The following is a 14,543-nucleotide window of genomic DNA, read 5'->3' as shown; positions in this document are numbered from 1 at the left end:
TGGCGGCGCGGACTCAGCGCCCGCCCGCCGCCATCGCCGGCACGGCGCGCAAGGCGCCGCGCCGCGGCAGTTGCAGGGAAATGGCCGCGGCCAGCAGCAGCAACGCGCCGGCCGCGCCGAATGCCACCCAGTGGGTCTGGAAGGCCTCGAAGGCCCAGCCGCCCAGCCATGAACTGATCATGCCGCCGACCTGGTGGCCCAGGTAGGTCAGCCCGTACAGGACGCCCACCAGGCGCACGCCGTAGACGTCGGCCAGGATGGCCGACGACAGCGCGATGCTGCCTGCCCAGACCACGCCGCCGATGGTGGCGGCGGCATACAGTTCCCAATGCGCGCCGACCATGACCAGCGCGAAGAACCCTAGCCCGCGCACCAGATAGATGACGGCCAGGATATTGCGCCGTTCGACCTGATCCGACATGCGGCCCAACACCAGCGTGCTGAAGATCGCCACCAGGCCGATCAGGCCGATGCCCAGCGAGCTGGTGGTGGCGTCAAAGCCATGGTCCATCAACATGGGCATGCCGTGCGTGCCCAGCAGGTTCATGCTGAAGCCACAGGCGAACAGGCCCAGCGCCACCTGCCAGAACGGCAGCGTGCGCACGGCGTCCTTGACGCGCGGCTCGGGCCCCTTGGCGGCGGGCCGCGACGCGGATTTTTTCTCGACGATCTGGTGCGGCAGCAGGTCGGTGTGCTCGGGCGCCTGGTCGCGCATCACGAACAAGGCCACCGGCACGGTCAACAACGCGAACAGGGTGGCAAAGGCCAGCAGGGTTTCGCGCCAGCCGACGGCGCCGATGGCAAAGGTGAGCGTGGGCGTCATCAGGGCGATGCCCGCCATGGACCCGGTGGACAGGAAGAACAGCGCCATGCCGCGCTGGCGCGTGAACCAGCGGCTGATGACCGGGGTCAGCGCCACCGGGCTGGTGAAGGCCAGGCCGACCGACAACGCCACGCCGAAGGACAGCAGGAATTCGATCGGGCCGCGCGCGAAGACGGTCCAGATGGACGAGGCCACCACGATGGCGGCGCCGGTCAGCAGCACGAAGCGGGTGCCGCGGGTGCTGACCAGGTAGCCGGCCAGCGGCATCGCCAGGCCATAGCACAGCATGCCGGCCGCGACGATGCCCGACAGCAGGCTGCGCGAAAAACCCAGGCCGTCCGCCATGGGCAGGAAAAACGGGCCGATGCCCATGCGCAGGCCCACCGTGAGCAGCGTCAGCACCGTTGCGGCGCCGACGATGTTCCAGCCGAAATACCAGCCGGCCGATTCTTGCTTCTCCACTTGCCTCTCTCCTTGTGTCTTCTTGTCGCGCTGGGGCGCTTCAGTACGGACACCGCGAGGGATGCGAGGAGACGGAAGCCGGCCGCCAGACGCGCCATATTACTCCCGGCTATATGTGGGCGGCGCGGCGGCGATGAAATCCTGTCCGGTGAGCGGTCAGGCGGCGCGCGGCTTGCGACGGCGCGGCCTGGGCGCGCCGTCAGCCGGCGCGGCGACCAGCGTCTCGACGTGGCGCAGCTTTTCGGCCGCGACGGCGCGCAGGTGCCGGATCAGCAGTTGCGCGGCCGGCGACGGCGGGCGCGCCTTGGGGTAGATCAGGCCATATTGCAGCGGCGTTTCCGGCTCGAAGCGGCGGATCTGCGCGCCCAGGTGGATCTGCGACAGGGCCGACAGCGGGTCGCTCAGGGCCGCGCCGCAACCGCGCACCGCCAACTGGCAGGCGATGAAGCCAAACGAGACATCGAACTGCGCATCGGGCTCGTAGCCGGCCTGGGCGAAGGCGCGCGCATAGCGGTGATGCAGGGCGCCGCGCTGCGGCAGGCCGATGAAGCGGCCCTGGCCCAGGATCCGCGGCGTGATGACGGCCTGCGCGGCGCGCGCGTCGGCGCCGCTGAGGACGGCGACGGCGCGCGATTCGGCCAGGATCTCGGTGGTCAGCAGCGGATGCTCGACCGGCAGTTGCGCCAGCGCCAGGTCGAACTGCTGCTGGCTGATCCAGGCATCGACATTGGGCGGCATGCGCGCATTGATGGTGACGCCGAAGGCATTGTCCTCCTGCACGGCGCGGGCCACGGCGTCGACCAGCAGGCCCTCGATCAGGTGCTGGGCCACCAGCACGTTGACATGGGTGCGGTTCTTGCGCCGGGCGCCGCGGGCGTATTCGCGCACGGCGTCGCCGGCCCGCAGCATCTCGTCGATGCGCTGGTAGAAGCCCTGCCCCTGTTCGGTCAGCGATAGCCGCCGCCCTTCCTTGAGCAGCAGCGGAAAGCCGGCCTCGTCCTCCAGCATGGCCAGCAGCCGGCTGACCTGCGACGGGCTGCGATGGATGCGCAGGGACGCTTCGGCGATGCTGCCGCCTTCGACGAAGGCGCGCAGCGCCTCCAGGGCCATGAAGTTCATGGCGGGCCTCCAAACAGTTGTGCGTTATGCAAGTATTACGCCGAATTTCGACATTGACGCATATTAGCCCGCCTGCCGACAATGGCCCTGCCGATGGCGCCCGACGCGGGCGCCCGGCCCAGAACAGCAAGGGGAAAATCCATGAACGCTATCCACCGCCTGGCCGTCGCCGCGACGCTGGGCCTGGCCCTGGCCGGCCCGGCCCAGGCGCAGGACGCCTATCCGTCCAAACCCATCAAGGTCATCGTGCACACGCTGCCGGGCGCGTCGTCCGACGTGCTGGCGCGCGCCGTCAGCAAGACGATGGGCGAGCAGCTCGGGCAGTCCTTCGTGGTCGAGAATCGCTCGGGCGCGGGCGGCGCCATCGGCGTGGACGCCGTGGCCAAGGCGGCGCCGGACGGCTATACGCTGCTGGCCGGCGCCTCCAGCGCCATGGTGATGCTGCCGATCGTGCTGAGCCGCAAGCTGCCGTATGACGAGAACAAGGACTTCGCGCCCATCGGCGTGATCTCGCGCTCGCCGTTCGTGCTGGTGGCCAGCAAGGCCTCGGGCATCCGCAGCGTGCAGGACCTGATCGCGCGCGCCAAGGCCGAGCCGGGCAAGCTGACCTACGGCAGCGCCGGCCCCGGCACCAACCCGCACCTGCTGGGCGAGCTGCTGAGCCAGTTGGCCGGCATCCAACTGTCGCACATTCCGTACAAGGGGCCGGCCGCCGCCGAGTCCGACCTGATCGGCGGCACCATCGACATCCTGTTCGATACGCCGTCCTCGGCGCTGCCGTACGTGAAGGCCGGCAAGACCGTGGCCATTGCCGCCACCAGCGACAAGCGCGTGGCCGACGCGCCCGAGGTGCCCACGGTGGCCGAGCTGGGCTATCCGAGCCTGACGCTGTACGGCTGGACCGCGCTGTACGCGCCGGCCGCCACGCCGCCCGCGGCGTTGGCCAAGCTGCGCGAAGCGCTGCGCCAGGCGCTCAGGACGCCCGCGCTGCGCGAGTTCATCCTGAACTCGGGCAACGACATCCTGGACCTGTACGGCGACGACCTGCTCAAGATGCAGGTCGGCATGCAGGACTTCTGGCGCGACGTCGTCAAGGCGCGCGGCATCCGCCTGGACTAGGCGCGGGCCGGCAATTCCCTTCCCTCCCCCCACCGCGGCCGTCCGGCCGCGAGGACACCATCCATGAGCATCAAGATCCGATTCGCCGTGCGCGACTGGGACTACATTGTCCCGCTCGCCCTCGGCGATGTGACCGCCCGCGGCATTGACCTGGAGATCCACCGGGTCGGCGCCCTGCCCGACGACCTGGCCAGCGACCCGCGCTTCGACGCCGGTGAAATGTCGATGAGCCGCTATTGCCTGGGCCGCGCCCGGGGCCGCGACGACATCGTCGGCGTGCCGCACTTCCTGATGCGCGGCTTTCGCCACCGCTGCATCATCACCACGCGCGGCAGCGGCATCACGCGGCTGGACCAACTGGCCGGCGCCCGCATCGGCATGACCGGATGGCAGGACTCCGGCAATACCTGGACCCGCGCGCTGTTGCGGCGCGAGGGCATCGGCGTGGAGGACGCGGTGTGGAAGGTGGGACGCCTGACCGGCGCGCACCCGATCACCGACCGGCTGGGCGGCTTCGGCCGGCCCGGCGTGATCGAGGCGGTGGCCGACGAGCGCCCGCTGGTGGACCTGCTGCGCGCCGGCGAACTGGAGGCGGTGTTCACGCCCTTCATGCCGGACGGCTTCTTCGACGCCGGGTCGGACCTGCGTCAACTGCTGCCCTCTTGCCGCGACAGCGAGGTCGACTACTTCCGTCAGGTCGGCTACGTGCCGGGCATCCACCTGCTGGGGCTCAAGCCGGCGCTGGCCAACGCCCATCCCTGGGTGGCGCAGGCGCTGAGCGAGGCGCTGGACGCATCAGCCGCGCTGTGGCTGGACAAGCGCCGCAAGTATGCCGACACCACGCCGTGGATCCTGGACGAACTGATCCAGACCTCGCGCGACCTGCCCGAGGCCTGGAACCGCAACGGCCTGGAACCGAACCTGAAGATGATCGGCGATTTCGCCGCCGAGCTGCACGCCCAGCAACTGGCCGACCGCGTCATGACGCCGGCCGAGCTGTTTCCGCACGCGCACTGAACACCGAGGAATCCATCATGAAAATCGCCATGGGGCAATTCGCCGTCCGCCCGGTCTGGGAAGACAACGCCCGCGTCTGCCTGGACCTGATGCGCCGCGCCGCCGAGGCCGGCGCCGACCTGCTGGTGCTGCCCGAGGGCATCCTGGCGCGCGACATCGCCGACCCCGACCTGGTGCGGCGCGCCGCCCAGCCGCTGGACGGCCCGTTCATGACGCAGTTGCAGGCGCTGTCGCGCGGGCTGGACCTGACGGTCATCATGACCGTGCACACGCCCGCGGCGGGCGAGCGCGTCTGGAACACGCAGGTGGCGCTGCGCCGCGGCGAGATCGTGGCGCAGTACCGCAAGCTGCACCTGTACGACGCGTTCTCGATGCAGGAGTCGGTCAACGTGGTGCCGGGTGACGAGGTGCCGCCGCTGGTGCCGGTGGCCGGCATGCGGGTCGGCATGATGACCTGCTACGACCTGCGCTTTCCCGAGCTGGCGCGCCGCCTGGCGCTGGATGGCGCCGACGTGCTGGTGGCGCCGTCGGCCTGGGTCAAGGGACCGCTCAAGGAAGCGCACTGGTCGGTGCTGAGCACGGCGCGGGCGCTGGAGAACACCTGCTATGTGGCGGCGGTGGGCGAATGCGGCCCGCGCAACATCGGCGCCAGCCTGGTGGTGGACCCGCTGGGCGTGGCGATCGCGCAGGCCGGCGAGCAGGAGGCGCTGGTGTTCGCCGACCTGGATCCGGCGCGCATCGCGCATGCGCGCGACGTGCTGCCGGTGCTGAAGAACCGCCGCTTCGCGCGGCCCGAGCTGGCCTGACCCGCCGGTTGACGTGCCACCGCCCGGCGGCGGGCTATCTCAACACATTGCGCACGAAGCGCAGCGGCGCGTCGGCGTCGTTGCGATAGGAATACGGCTGCGCGCTGCTGTAGATGGCGAAGTCGTTGGCCCGCACCTGCTGCACGGCGCCCGAAAGCTCCAGCAGCAGCGTGCCCTCGATGACGTAGATCATCTCGTGCCAGCCTTGCGGGTCGGGCTCGGCCACGTAGGTTTCGCCCGGTCCCAGCGACCAGATCCAGAGCTGCGCCTCGCAACTGGCGGGCGCGGCGCCCAGCAGCACGGCCTGGCTGCCGGGGCGCTTGCCGCGCCAGGCGCGGGCCTCGATGCGGCGCCGTTCGCGCGCCGGATCGCTGACCAGGTCGACAAACCCCACATCCAGCGCCTGCGCCAGCTTGTCCAGACTGGACAGGCTGATGTTGGCGTTGCCCGCTTCCAGGCCGGCGATCATGCGGCGGCTGATGCCGGAGGCGTCGGCCAGCGCCGACTGGCTCAGGCCGGCCAGCTTGCGCAGGCGTTTCAGATTGGCCCCCACGTGCGTGAGGACATCACTGTCGGAATTGGTAATGTGCAGTATATTGCTCAAATTAGTGACACCTGAAGTCCGCCGTGAAATCCGAATCGATGTTTGCCTTGTCGCGCCAGGAAATCGCCCTGGTGCTGGTCACCATGCTGTGGGGAAGCACTTTCCTCATTATCCATATCGCCATGCAGCATAGCGGACCGCTGTTCTTCGTGGGCGTGCGGTTCACCCTGGCGGGGGTGGGGTCGATGCTGCTGTTCCGCCGGCACATGGCGGGGCTGACGCGGCGCGAGACCGGGGCGGGGGTGGCGATCGGCTGCGCCCTGTTCCTGGGGTATTACCTGCAGACCTACGGCCTGCGCACCATCACCAGCAGCCAGTCGGCCTTCATCACCGCGCTGTATGTGCCGATCGTGCCGTTGCTGCAATGGGCGGTGCTCAAGCGCCCGCCGGGCCTGATGAGCTGGGTCGGCGTGGCGCTGGCGTTCACCGGGCTGGTGCTGTTGGCGGGGCCCGAGGCGGGCGCGCTGCATTTCAGTCCGGGCGAGGTCGCGACGCTGGCGGGCGCGGCGGCGATTGCCGCCGAGATCATCCTGATCGGCCATTTCGCCAGCTCGGTGGACAGCCGCCGTGTCACGGCGGTGCAGTTGCTGACGGCGGGGCTGGTGTCGTTCGCGCTGATGCCGCTGCTGGGCGAGCCCGTGCCGGCGTTCTCGTGGCGATGGGCCGGCGGGGCGATCGGGCTGGGCCTGGCCAGCGCGGTGATCCAGTTGACCATGAACTGGGCGCAAAAGTCGGTGTCGCCGACCCGCGCCACGGTGATCTATGCCGGCGAGCCGGTGTGGGGCGGCATCGTCGGCCGGCTGGCCGGGGAACGCCTGCCGGGCGTGGCGCTGGTGGGCGCGGCGCTGATCGTGGCCGGGGTCCTGGCCAGCGAGATCAAGTTCAAGCGCAAACCGAAGTCGCTGCCGCGCGAGGCCTGACCGCCGGACCTCAGTTTGCCCGTTCGAGGAAGGCCTGCAACGCCGGCACCGTGTTCAGCACGTGCTGGCGCATCGCCGCCTCGCAGCGGTCGGCGTCGCCGGTGAGCAGCGCGTCGATCAGTTCCTGGTGCGATTCGCGCACCCGCAGCACGCGTCCCGGCTGGGCGGCCCACAGGCGCATGTAGGGCTCGACCACCGAGTGCAGTTCGGAGATCTGCCGCAACAGGCGCGGCTGCTGGCAGAAACTGCAAAGGTATTCGTGGAAGTCGCGATGGGCGCTGGTCCAGTCCAGGTAATCGCCGGAGCCCTGTTCGAGCTGGTCCAGCATGTTGGCCAGGCGGCGGATGTGTTCGGCGCTCATGTGGCGCACGGCGTTGCGCACGGCCAGCCCTTCGAGCACCGAGCGCATTTCGAAGACTTCGCGCATTTCCTGCTGGTTCAGGCCGCGCACCACGGCGCCGCGATTGGCGCGGATCTCGACCAGGCCCTCGGAGGCGAGCCGGCGCAGCGCGCCGCGCACCGGCATGCGGCTGGTGCCGATCTCGCTGGCGATGACCTCGGGCACCAGGCGGTGGCCGGGCGGGTAGTTGCCCAGCCGGATTTCGCGCTGCAGGTGCTGGTAGGCCTCTTCTTCGGCGCTGACGGCTGTCTTCTGAAACTGCAGCATTCTCGTCCCCGGGGTTTTCAAAGCCGCCATGATAGATAAACGCAAAAATAACACAAATTGGATCCAGTGATCCATGGATGCAAATACCTATGTTCGGATCGCCGGCGCTCGCGTCAAATCCGTGACTGGCGCGCCGACCTTGCGCGTCCGCCGGGACCGCAACGGGCGATAGACCCGCCTGGCGCTCCATCGATACAACGCATTCAAGGGGAATCCATGCCTTTCCGTCTCATCCGCGCCCTGGCGGGCGCCGCCGCCGTGGCCTTCGCCGCGCAAGCCGGCGCCCAGGCCACCGATTGGCCGCAGCATCCGGTGCGCATCGTGGTGCCGTTCCAGGCTGGTTCGGCCACCGACCTGATTTCGCGCCAGCTTGGCGCGGCGCTGTCGACCGAACTGGGCCAGCCCTTCGTGGTGGAGGCCCGCCCGGGCGCCGCCGCCGCGATCGGCAGCGCCTCGGTGGCGCGCTCGGCGCCCGATGGCTACACACTGCTGATGGGCGGCCCGGCCGCCGTCGTCACCAACCGATTCCTGCAAAAGCGCCTGGCCTACGATCCGGACAAGTTCGAGCTGGTGTCGATGGTGGCGTATACGCCCAACATCCTGCTGGCCAATCCGCAGCAGCCGTTCAAGACCCTGCCCGAGATGATCGCGTACGCCCGCGCCAATCCCGGCAAGCTGACCTACGCCTCGTTCGGCACCGGCACCACCTCGCACATGGCGGGCGAAATGCTCAAGTCGGTGGCCGGCATCGACATCCTGCACGTGCCCTACAAGGGCGCCGGCGAAGCGATTCCGGCGCTGCTGAGCGGCCAGGTGTCGATGTACTTCGACACCATCATGACCGGCCTGCCGCAGGTCAAGAGCGGCGCGCTGCTGGCGCTGGGCATGTCCAATTCGCAGCGCTCGTCGCTGGCGCCCGACATCCCCACCATCGCCGAGCAGGGCTATGCCGGCTACGACATCGCCCCCTGGTACGGGCTGGTGGCGCCGGAAGGCACGCCCGCGCCGATCCTGGACAAGCTCAACCGCGCCGTCAACAAGGTGCTGGCCGATCCCGCCTTGCGCGGTAAGCTGGCCGAAGCCGGCGCCGAGCCGCGTGGCGGCAGCCGCGAGGAATTCGCCGCCTTCATCAAGGCCGAGATTCCGCGCACCAAGCAGTTGATCGACCAGGCCGGCATCACCCCGCAGTAATTTTCCACAGAGTCCCCACGCCACCATGTCTTCTTCCTTCGATTGGTCTTTTCCGTACGCTTCCCGAAAAATGCCGGTGCTGGCCGCCAATGCGGTCGCGACCAGCCAGCCGCTGGCGGCGCAGGCCGGGCTGCGCATGCTGCTGGCCGGCGGCAACGCCGTGGACAGCGCCATCGCCACCGCCATCGCGCTGACCGTGGTCGAGCCCGTGATGAACGGCATCGGCGGCGACATGTTCGCGCTGGTGTGGCACGAAGGAAGACTGCATGGCCTGAACTCCAGCGGCTGCTCGCCGGCGGCGTGGACGCCGGCGTACTTCGCCGGCCGCGAGGCGATGCCGGGCACCGGCTGGGGCACGGTCACCGTGCCCGGCCAGGTGGCGGGCTGGAAGGCGCTGTCCGACCGCTTCGGCAAGCTGCCGTTCGCGCAGTTGTTCGAGCCCGCCATCGCCTACGCCGAGAACGGCTTCGCGGTGAGCCCGACGATCGCGCGCCAATGGGCCAACCAGGCGTCCAAGCTGGCGCAGGAGCCGGGCTTCGCGCAGGCCTTCCTGCCGCAAGGCCGCGCGCCGCAGGCGGGTGAATGGTGGCGTTTTCCGGACCAGGCGCGCACCCTGCGCGAGATCGCCGAGAGCGGCGGCGACAGCTTCTACCGCGGCGCGCTGGCCAACAGGATCGCCGATTTCGCCGCCCGCACCGGCGGCGCGCTGAGCGCGGCCGACCTGGACCAGCATCGCCCCGAGTGGGTCGAGCCGATCTCGCAATCGTTCCGCGGCTACCAACTGCATGAAATCCCGCCCAGCGGCCAGGGCATCTCGGCGCTGATGGCGCTGGGCATGCTGGAACAATTCGACCTGGAATCGATGGGCCGCGACAGCGCCGATTACTACCACGTCAGCATCGAGGCCATGAAGCTGGCCTTCGCCGACCTGCATCACCACGTGGCCGACCCGCGCCACATGCGCACCGACGCCCGCGCCCTGCTCGACCCGGCCTACCTGGCCGAGCGCGCGCGGCTGATCTCGATGGATCGCGCCGCCGTGCCGGTGGCCGGCACGCCCGCGACCGGCGGCACGGTCTACCTGACCGCCGCCGACGCGGCCGGCACCATGGTGTCGTTCATCCAGTCCAACTACCACGGCTTCGGTTCGGGCGTGGTGGTGCCGGGCACCGGCATCAGCCTGCACAACCGCGGCCTGAACTTCGTGCTGACGCCCGGCCACGTCAATCAGGTGGCGCCGCGCAAGAAGCCGATGCACACCATCATCCCGGCCTTCGTCACCCGCGGCGGCGAGCCGGTGATGTCGTTCGGCGTGATGGGCGGCTCGATGCAGGCGCAGGGTCACCTGCAGATGATGACGCGGCTGGCGGCCTTCGGCCAGAATCCCCAGGCCATGAGCGACGCGCCGCGCTTCCGGGTGGAAAAGGGTCCGGTGGTGAACGTCGAATCGCACCTGCCCGCCGACGTGGTCGACACGCTGCGCCAGCGCGGCCACAACGTGGCGGTGGCGCCGGTCGACAGCCTGGAGTTCGGTTCGGCGCAATTGATCCGCCGGCTGCCGCAGGGCGGCTATGTGGCGGCGTCCGATTCTCGCCGCGACGGTCAGGCGGTCGGTTTCTAGGCGCGCCGGGCGCGGCGGCGGAACACGCCGCCGGAAAGGGGCTTGATCGGTCATATGGGCGACGCCGGTCGCGGCGATACTGCCGTGCAGACTCAGCAAGGCCCCCATGAACCGAATCCTGTCCGCCGCGGCCCTGGCCGCCTCCCTGGCAATCCCGTCCGCCCTGCCCTGCCGCGCGCTGGCCGCGCTGCCGATGGCCGTGGACGGCCAGCCGTTGCCCTCGCTGGCGCCGATGCTCGAACGCGTGACGCCGGCGGTGGTCAACATTTCCGCCCAGGGCGACGGCGGGCAGGCGCCCGCCTTCGGTCCGGCCCGCGCCGGCGGACGCCAGAGCATCGGCTCGGGCGTGATCGTCGACGCGGCCCAGGGCAACATCCTGACCAATCACCATGTGGTGCGCGGCGCCACCTCCATCCGCGTGTCGCTGCAGGACGGCCGCAGCTTCACCGCGACGGTGGTCGGCAGCGATCCGGACACCGACCTGGCGGTGCTGCGCATTCCGCCCGACAGGCTGCAGGCCCTGACCCTGTCCGATTCCAGCGACCTGCGGGTGGGCGATTTCGTGGTCGCCATCGGCGATCCCTACGGCCTGGGGCAGTCGGCCTCGTCGGGCATTGTGTCGGCGCTGGAGCGCTCAAGCCTGCGCGCGGCCGGCTACCAGAACTTCATCCAGACCGACGCTTCCATCAATCCGGGCAACTCGGGCGGCGCGCTGGTCAACCTGAATGGCGAGCTGGTCGGCATCAACACCATGATCTACACGCCCTCGGGCGGCAACGTCGGCATCGGTTTCGCGATTCCGTCGAACCTGGCGGGCGAGGTCATGCGCCAACTGCTGCAGCACGGCCAGGTGCAGCGCGGCGGCCTGGGGCTGGACACCATCGACGTCACGCCGCGCAACGCGCGCCAGTTGGGCATGGCGCCCAACGCCACGGGGGTGGTGGTGGCGCGCGTGGCGGACGGCTCGCCGGCGCAACAGGCGGGGGTGCAGGCGCGCGACCTGATCGTGGCGCTGGATGGCAAGCCGATCGGCAGCAGCGCGCAACTGCGCAACGCCGAGGGCCTGCTGCCGGTGGGCAAGCAGGTGCGGCTGACGCTGTCGCGCGGCGGCCAGCGCTCGGAGGTGACGCTGCGCATCGAACCCGAGAAGAACGAGCGGCTGCACGGCGGTTCGCTGGATGCGCGCCTGAACGGCGTGGAATTCGCCGAGATCGGCCGCGAGCAGCGCCTGAAGGGCAACGATGGCGTGGCGGTCAGCGCCACCTATCCCGAGCGCGGCGCGGTGGCGGCGCGGATGCAGCGCGGCGACGTCATCATCGGCGTCAACCAGCGCCCGGTCAGCCGGCTGGCCGACCTGCGTGGCCTGCTCGCCGGCGCCGCGCCGGGGCAGCCGCTGCTGCTGACGCTGGTGCGCGGCCGGGCGATGTATACCTTGCAGATCCAGTAGGCGCGCCGAACCGGCGATAATGCTTCCCGCCCTGGATTCTCGCCGTCGCCGCCCATGTCCTTTCCCGCACCCTCCCTCGCCCTCTGGGGCATTTCCGCCCTGGCGATCGTCGGCATCCTGCTGCGCCCCTGGAAGCTGCCCGAATACGTCTGGGCCGGCGGCGCCGCGCTGCTGCTGACGGCGACCGGGCTGATCCCGTGGCACGCGGCGCTGGGCGCGGTCGGCAAGGGGCTGGACGTGTACCTGTTCCTGATCGGCATGATGGTGCTGGCCGAGCTGGCGCGCCAGCAGGGGCTGTTCGACTGGCTGGCGATGGTGGCGGCGCGCCATGCGCGCGGGTCGGCGCGGCGGCTGTTCGACCTGGTGTTCCTGGTGGGTATCCTGGTCACCGTCTTCCTGTCGAACGACGCCACCGCCGTGGTGCTGACACCGGCGGTGTACGCCGCGGCGCGGGCCGCCGGCGCGCGGCCGCTGCCCTATTTGTTCATCTGCGCATTCATCGCCAACGCCGCCAGCTTCGTGCTGCCGATCTCCAACCCCGCCAACCTGGTGGTGTACGGCAGCCAGATGCCGCCGCTGCTGGACTGGCTGCAACGCTTCACCCTGCCGTCGCTGGCGGCCATCGGCCTGACCTATCTGGCCCTGCGCTTCAGCCAGCGCGAGGCGCTGCGCCAGCCGCTGCGCACCGACATCGTGCCGCAACCGCTGGCCGCGGGCGCGCGCCTGACCGGCATCGGCATCCTGCTGACGGCGGCGGTGCTGATGCTGGCCTCGGCGCTGCACGCCGACCTGGGCCTGCCGACCTTCATCGCCGGGCTGGCCACCGCCGGCCTGATCCACCTGAAGCAGCGGCTCAGCCCGCTGCCGGTGCTGCGCCACGTGGCCTGGGGCGTGCTGCCGATGGTGGCCGGCCTGTTCGTGCTGGTCGAGGGCCTGGCGCTCAGCGGCGCCATCGACGCGCTGGCGCGGGCACTGCTGCGGCTGGCAGGCGACTCGGCCGGCGGCGCGCTGTGGGGCGCGGGCATCGTGGCGGCATTGGCCAGCAATGTCATCAACAACCTGCCGGCCGGCCTGATCGCCGGCTCGGTCGGCCAGATCGCCGACCTGCCGGCACAGACCGCCGGCGCGCTGCTGATCGGCGTGGACCTGGGCCCCAACCTGTCGATCACCGGCTCGCTGGCGACGCTGCTGTGGCTGATCGCCGTGCGGCGCGAGGGCCAGCACGTCGGCGCGCTGCGCTTTCTCAAGCTGGGCGCGTGGGTGATGCCGCCAGCCCTGCTGGGCGCGCTGCTGATGCTGGCGCTGGCCGGCGGCTGACAGCCCGCGGCCGCGTCACGCGCCGCTCCCGCGTGCCGTCGCACGCCCTCTGGCGTACCCAGCGGCGGTCCGTCGCGATGGCGGCGCCGCGCGCAGGGGTCAAGACTGGGGCTGCGCCAGCAGCCGCTGGATCTCGGCCTCGGTCTCGGCATAGCGCCCCTCGCCGAAGTGGCGGTAGACGATGTTGCCGCCCTTGTCGATCAGGTAGAACGCGGGCCAGTACTGGTTGCGGTAGGCGTCCCAGGTCTTGTACTGGTTGTCCTGCGCCACCGGATATTCGATGCCGAAGCGCTTGATGGCGTCCGCCACGTTACGGGTGGTGCGCTCGAACGGGAATTCCGGCGTGTGCACGCCGACCACGACCAGGCCCTGGTCCTTGTACTTCTGGTTCCACTGCTTCACGTACGGCAGGGTGTTGATGCAATTGATGCAGGTGTAGGTCCAGAAATCGACCAGCACGACCTTGCCGCGCAGGCCGGCCAGGGTCAGCGGCTCGCTGTTGAGCCAGGTCTGGATGCCGGTGAATTCCGGCGCGGGAGCCGGCGCGGGCGCGGCGGCGTGCGCGGCGGCGCCGAGCAGCAGGCCGGCCAGGGCCAGTTTGGCGGAGATGAGGGCCCGGCGGGCCGGCAGGCGGATGGATGGCATGGTGCGCTCCTTCAGGTTGCGGATAAACGGCTCAGGAAAACAGGCGGCTGATCCAGGCATAGGCCAGCACGTCGTATTGGAAATGGATGGCGACGGCCGAAGCCACCAGCAGCACGCCGAAGGCGCGCTGCAGGCGCACGGCGTGGCGGGCGATGGCGCCGACCCGGCGCGCGGCAAAGCCGCCGCCGTAGGCGATGGCCAGCATCGGGATGCCCGCGCCCAGCCCGTAGACGAGCAGCAGCAGGCTGGAATGGGTCAGGTTGTCGGCGCGCGCGGCCAGGATCAGGATCGAGGCCAGCACCGGGCCGGCGCAGGGGGTCCAGACGGCGCCCAGCGACATGCCAAGCAGGAAGCCGCCGGCATTGCCCGAACCGCCTTTGTCGCCCAGGCCGATCACCCCTTGCAGCGGACCGCTCAAGCGCGCCGCGAGCCAGTCGTAGGGTCGCGGCCAGATGCGCGCCAGGCCGAACAGCGCCAGCGCCGCCACCGACACCGAACGCACCGCCTCGTGGGCCGACTCGACCGCGCCCGACAACAGGCTGAGCGCGATGCCCAGCCCGGAAAACGCCACCACGAAGCCCAGCACAATGAACAGGGGACGCAGCCGGCCGCCGCGCTCGACCGCGCTGCCCAGCAGGATGGGCAGCAGCGGCAGCACGCAGGGCGAGGCCACCGTCAGCATGCCGGCGGCCAGGGCAAGGGGGGTGTCGATGAAGGTGGTCATGGCGCGGCGGTCCGTTTGTGTCTCGATGACCGCATTGGACGCGCGCCGGGTATCCGTCCTG

At 70.1% G+C, this 14,543-nt stretch carries 14 protein-coding genes; 8 read left to right on the top strand and 6 right to left on the bottom strand.

Going from position 1 to position 14,543, the window contains the following annotated elements:
- Window positions 1-13: 13 nt before the first annotated feature.
- Window positions 14-1,285: an MFS transporter gene (locus SB816_RS28195; protein WP_410547849.1), complete on the bottom strand. Its 1,272-nt coding sequence runs from the start codon at window positions 1,283-1,285 to the stop codon at window positions 14-16.
- Window positions 1,286-1,441: 156 nt separating this feature from the next.
- On the bottom strand, window positions 1,442-2,404 hold the full coding sequence (locus tag SB816_RS28190; RefSeq protein WP_054503170.1) for a LysR family transcriptional regulator: 963 nt from the start codon (window positions 2,402-2,404) through the stop codon (window positions 1,442-1,444).
- 141 nt (window positions 2,405-2,545) lie between these two features.
- Between SB816_RS28190 and SB816_RS28185 the strand changes: the two genes are divergently transcribed.
- From SB816_RS28185 to SB816_RS28175, 3 genes are all read left to right on the top strand, one after another.
- Window positions 2,546-3,523 (top strand): Bug family tripartite tricarboxylate transporter substrate binding protein, encoded by a 978-nt coding sequence (locus SB816_RS28185; RefSeq protein ID WP_054503171.1) that lies wholly within the window; start codon window positions 2,546-2,548, stop codon window positions 3,521-3,523.
- A 63-nt stretch (window positions 3,524-3,586) separates the two neighbouring features.
- A complete protein-coding gene (locus tag SB816_RS28180) occupies window positions 3,587-4,540 on the top strand; it encodes a phosphate/phosphite/phosphonate ABC transporter substrate-binding protein (RefSeq protein ID WP_144654620.1) in 954 nt (317 codons plus the stop codon).
- A gap of 17 nt (window positions 4,541-4,557) precedes the next feature.
- Window positions 4,558-5,346 (top strand): deaminated glutathione amidase, encoded by a 789-nt coding sequence (locus tag SB816_RS28175; protein ID WP_054503173.1) that lies wholly within the window; start codon window positions 4,558-4,560, stop codon window positions 5,344-5,346.
- Between the two features lie 34 nt (window positions 5,347-5,380).
- Here SB816_RS28175 and SB816_RS28170 read toward each other — a convergent pair whose 3' ends face one another.
- Window positions 5,381-5,950, bottom strand: coding sequence for a helix-turn-helix domain-containing protein (locus SB816_RS28170; protein ID WP_144654619.1), 570 nt, complete (start codon window positions 5,948-5,950; stop codon window positions 5,381-5,383).
- Between the two features lie 38 nt (window positions 5,951-5,988).
- On the opposite strand from SB816_RS28170, the gene SB816_RS28165 reads away from it, so the two are divergent.
- The gene (locus SB816_RS28165) at window positions 5,989-6,870 is read left to right on the top strand and encodes a DMT family transporter (RefSeq protein ID WP_144654887.1); all 882 of its coding nucleotides are present in this window, start codon (window positions 5,989-5,991) and stop codon (window positions 6,868-6,870) included.
- 10 nt (window positions 6,871-6,880) lie between these two features.
- Here the strand turns inward: SB816_RS28165 and SB816_RS28160 are convergent, their stop codons facing one another.
- Window positions 6,881-7,537 carry a GntR family transcriptional regulator gene (locus tag SB816_RS28160; RefSeq protein ID WP_049072824.1) on the bottom strand — a complete coding sequence of 219 codons (657 nt, stop codon included), beginning with the start codon at window positions 7,535-7,537 and terminating at the stop codon, window positions 6,881-6,883.
- Between the two features lie 216 nt (window positions 7,538-7,753).
- Here SB816_RS28160 and SB816_RS28155 point away from each other — a divergent pair, with 216 nt between their 5' ends.
- The 4 genes from SB816_RS28155 to SB816_RS28140 all read left to right on the top strand — a co-directional run bounded on the left by SB816_RS28155 (window position 7,754) and on the right by SB816_RS28140 (window position 13,113).
- Entirely contained in the window at window positions 7,754-8,728 is a 975-nt protein-coding gene (locus SB816_RS28155; RefSeq protein ID WP_054503178.1) for a Bug family tripartite tricarboxylate transporter substrate binding protein, read from the top strand.
- A gap of 25 nt (window positions 8,729-8,753) precedes the next feature.
- On the top strand, window positions 8,754-10,349 hold the full coding sequence (gene ggt / locus SB816_RS28150; protein WP_054503179.1) for a gamma-glutamyltransferase: 1,596 nt from the start codon (window positions 8,754-8,756) through the stop codon (window positions 10,347-10,349).
- Window positions 10,350-10,455: 106 nt separating this feature from the next.
- On the top strand, window positions 10,456-11,796 hold the full coding sequence (locus SB816_RS28145) for a trypsin-like peptidase domain-containing protein (RefSeq protein WP_064527300.1): 1,341 nt from the start codon (window positions 10,456-10,458) through the stop codon (window positions 11,794-11,796).
- A 54-nt stretch (window positions 11,797-11,850) separates the two neighbouring features.
- Window positions 11,851-13,113: an arsenic transporter gene (locus SB816_RS28140; RefSeq protein WP_269873526.1), complete on the top strand. Its 1,263-nt coding sequence runs from the start codon at window positions 11,851-11,853 to the stop codon at window positions 13,111-13,113.
- Window positions 13,114-13,212: 99 nt separating this feature from the next.
- On the opposite strand, the gene SB816_RS28135 is transcribed toward SB816_RS28140, so the two are convergent.
- Window positions 13,213-13,758, bottom strand: coding sequence for a thioredoxin family protein (locus SB816_RS28135; protein ID WP_144654616.1), 546 nt, complete (start codon window positions 13,756-13,758; stop codon window positions 13,213-13,215).
- A 31-nt stretch (window positions 13,759-13,789) separates the two neighbouring features.
- The gene (locus tag SB816_RS28130) at window positions 13,790-14,482 is read right to left on the bottom strand and encodes a cytochrome c biogenesis CcdA family protein (RefSeq protein ID WP_410547848.1); all 693 of its coding nucleotides are present in this window, start codon (window positions 14,480-14,482) and stop codon (window positions 13,790-13,792) included.
- Window positions 14,483-14,543 lie beyond the last annotated feature (61 nt).

It is taken from the genome of Achromobacter sp. SIMBA_011, assembly GCF_046535435.1.
Classification (GTDB): domain Bacteria; phylum Pseudomonadota; class Gammaproteobacteria; order Burkholderiales; family Burkholderiaceae_B; genus Achromobacter; species Achromobacter dolens.
Note: the sequence above shows the minus strand (reverse complement) of the source record. Positions and strands in the feature narration are given on the sequence as shown.

Coding starts and splice junctions, on each gene's coding strand:
- SB816_RS28160 (WP_049072824.1), bottom strand. CDS start 7,537: ATGCTGCAGTTTCAGAAGACAGCCGTCAGCGCCGAAGAAGAGGCCTAC.
- SB816_RS28185 (WP_054503171.1), top strand. CDS start 2,546: ATGAACGCTATCCACCGCCTGGCCGTCGCCGCGACGCTGGGCCTGGCC.
- SB816_RS28140 (WP_269873526.1), top strand. CDS start 11,851: ATGTCCTTTCCCGCACCCTCCCTCGCCCTCTGGGGCATTTCCGCCCTG.
- SB816_RS28155 (WP_054503178.1), top strand. CDS start 7,754: ATGCCTTTCCGTCTCATCCGCGCCCTGGCGGGCGCCGCCGCCGTGGCC.
- SB816_RS28180 (WP_144654620.1), top strand. CDS start 3,587: ATGAGCATCAAGATCCGATTCGCCGTGCGCGACTGGGACTACATTGTC.
- SB816_RS28165 (WP_144654887.1), top strand. CDS start 5,989: ATGTTTGCCTTGTCGCGCCAGGAAATCGCCCTGGTGCTGGTCACCATG.
- SB816_RS28175 (WP_054503173.1), top strand. CDS start 4,558: ATGAAAATCGCCATGGGGCAATTCGCCGTCCGCCCGGTCTGGGAAGAC.
- SB816_RS28130 (WP_410547848.1), bottom strand. CDS start 14,482: ATGACCACCTTCATCGACACCCCCCTTGCCCTGGCCGCCGGCATGCTG.
- ggt (WP_054503179.1), top strand. CDS start 8,754: ATGTCTTCTTCCTTCGATTGGTCTTTTCCGTACGCTTCCCGAAAAATG.
- SB816_RS28145 (WP_064527300.1), top strand. CDS start 10,456: ATGAACCGAATCCTGTCCGCCGCGGCCCTGGCCGCCTCCCTGGCAATC.
- SB816_RS28135 (WP_144654616.1), bottom strand. CDS start 13,758: ATGCCATCCATCCGCCTGCCGGCCCGCCGGGCCCTCATCTCCGCCAAA.
- SB816_RS28190 (WP_054503170.1), bottom strand. CDS start 2,404: ATGAACTTCATGGCCCTGGAGGCGCTGCGCGCCTTCGTCGAAGGCGGC.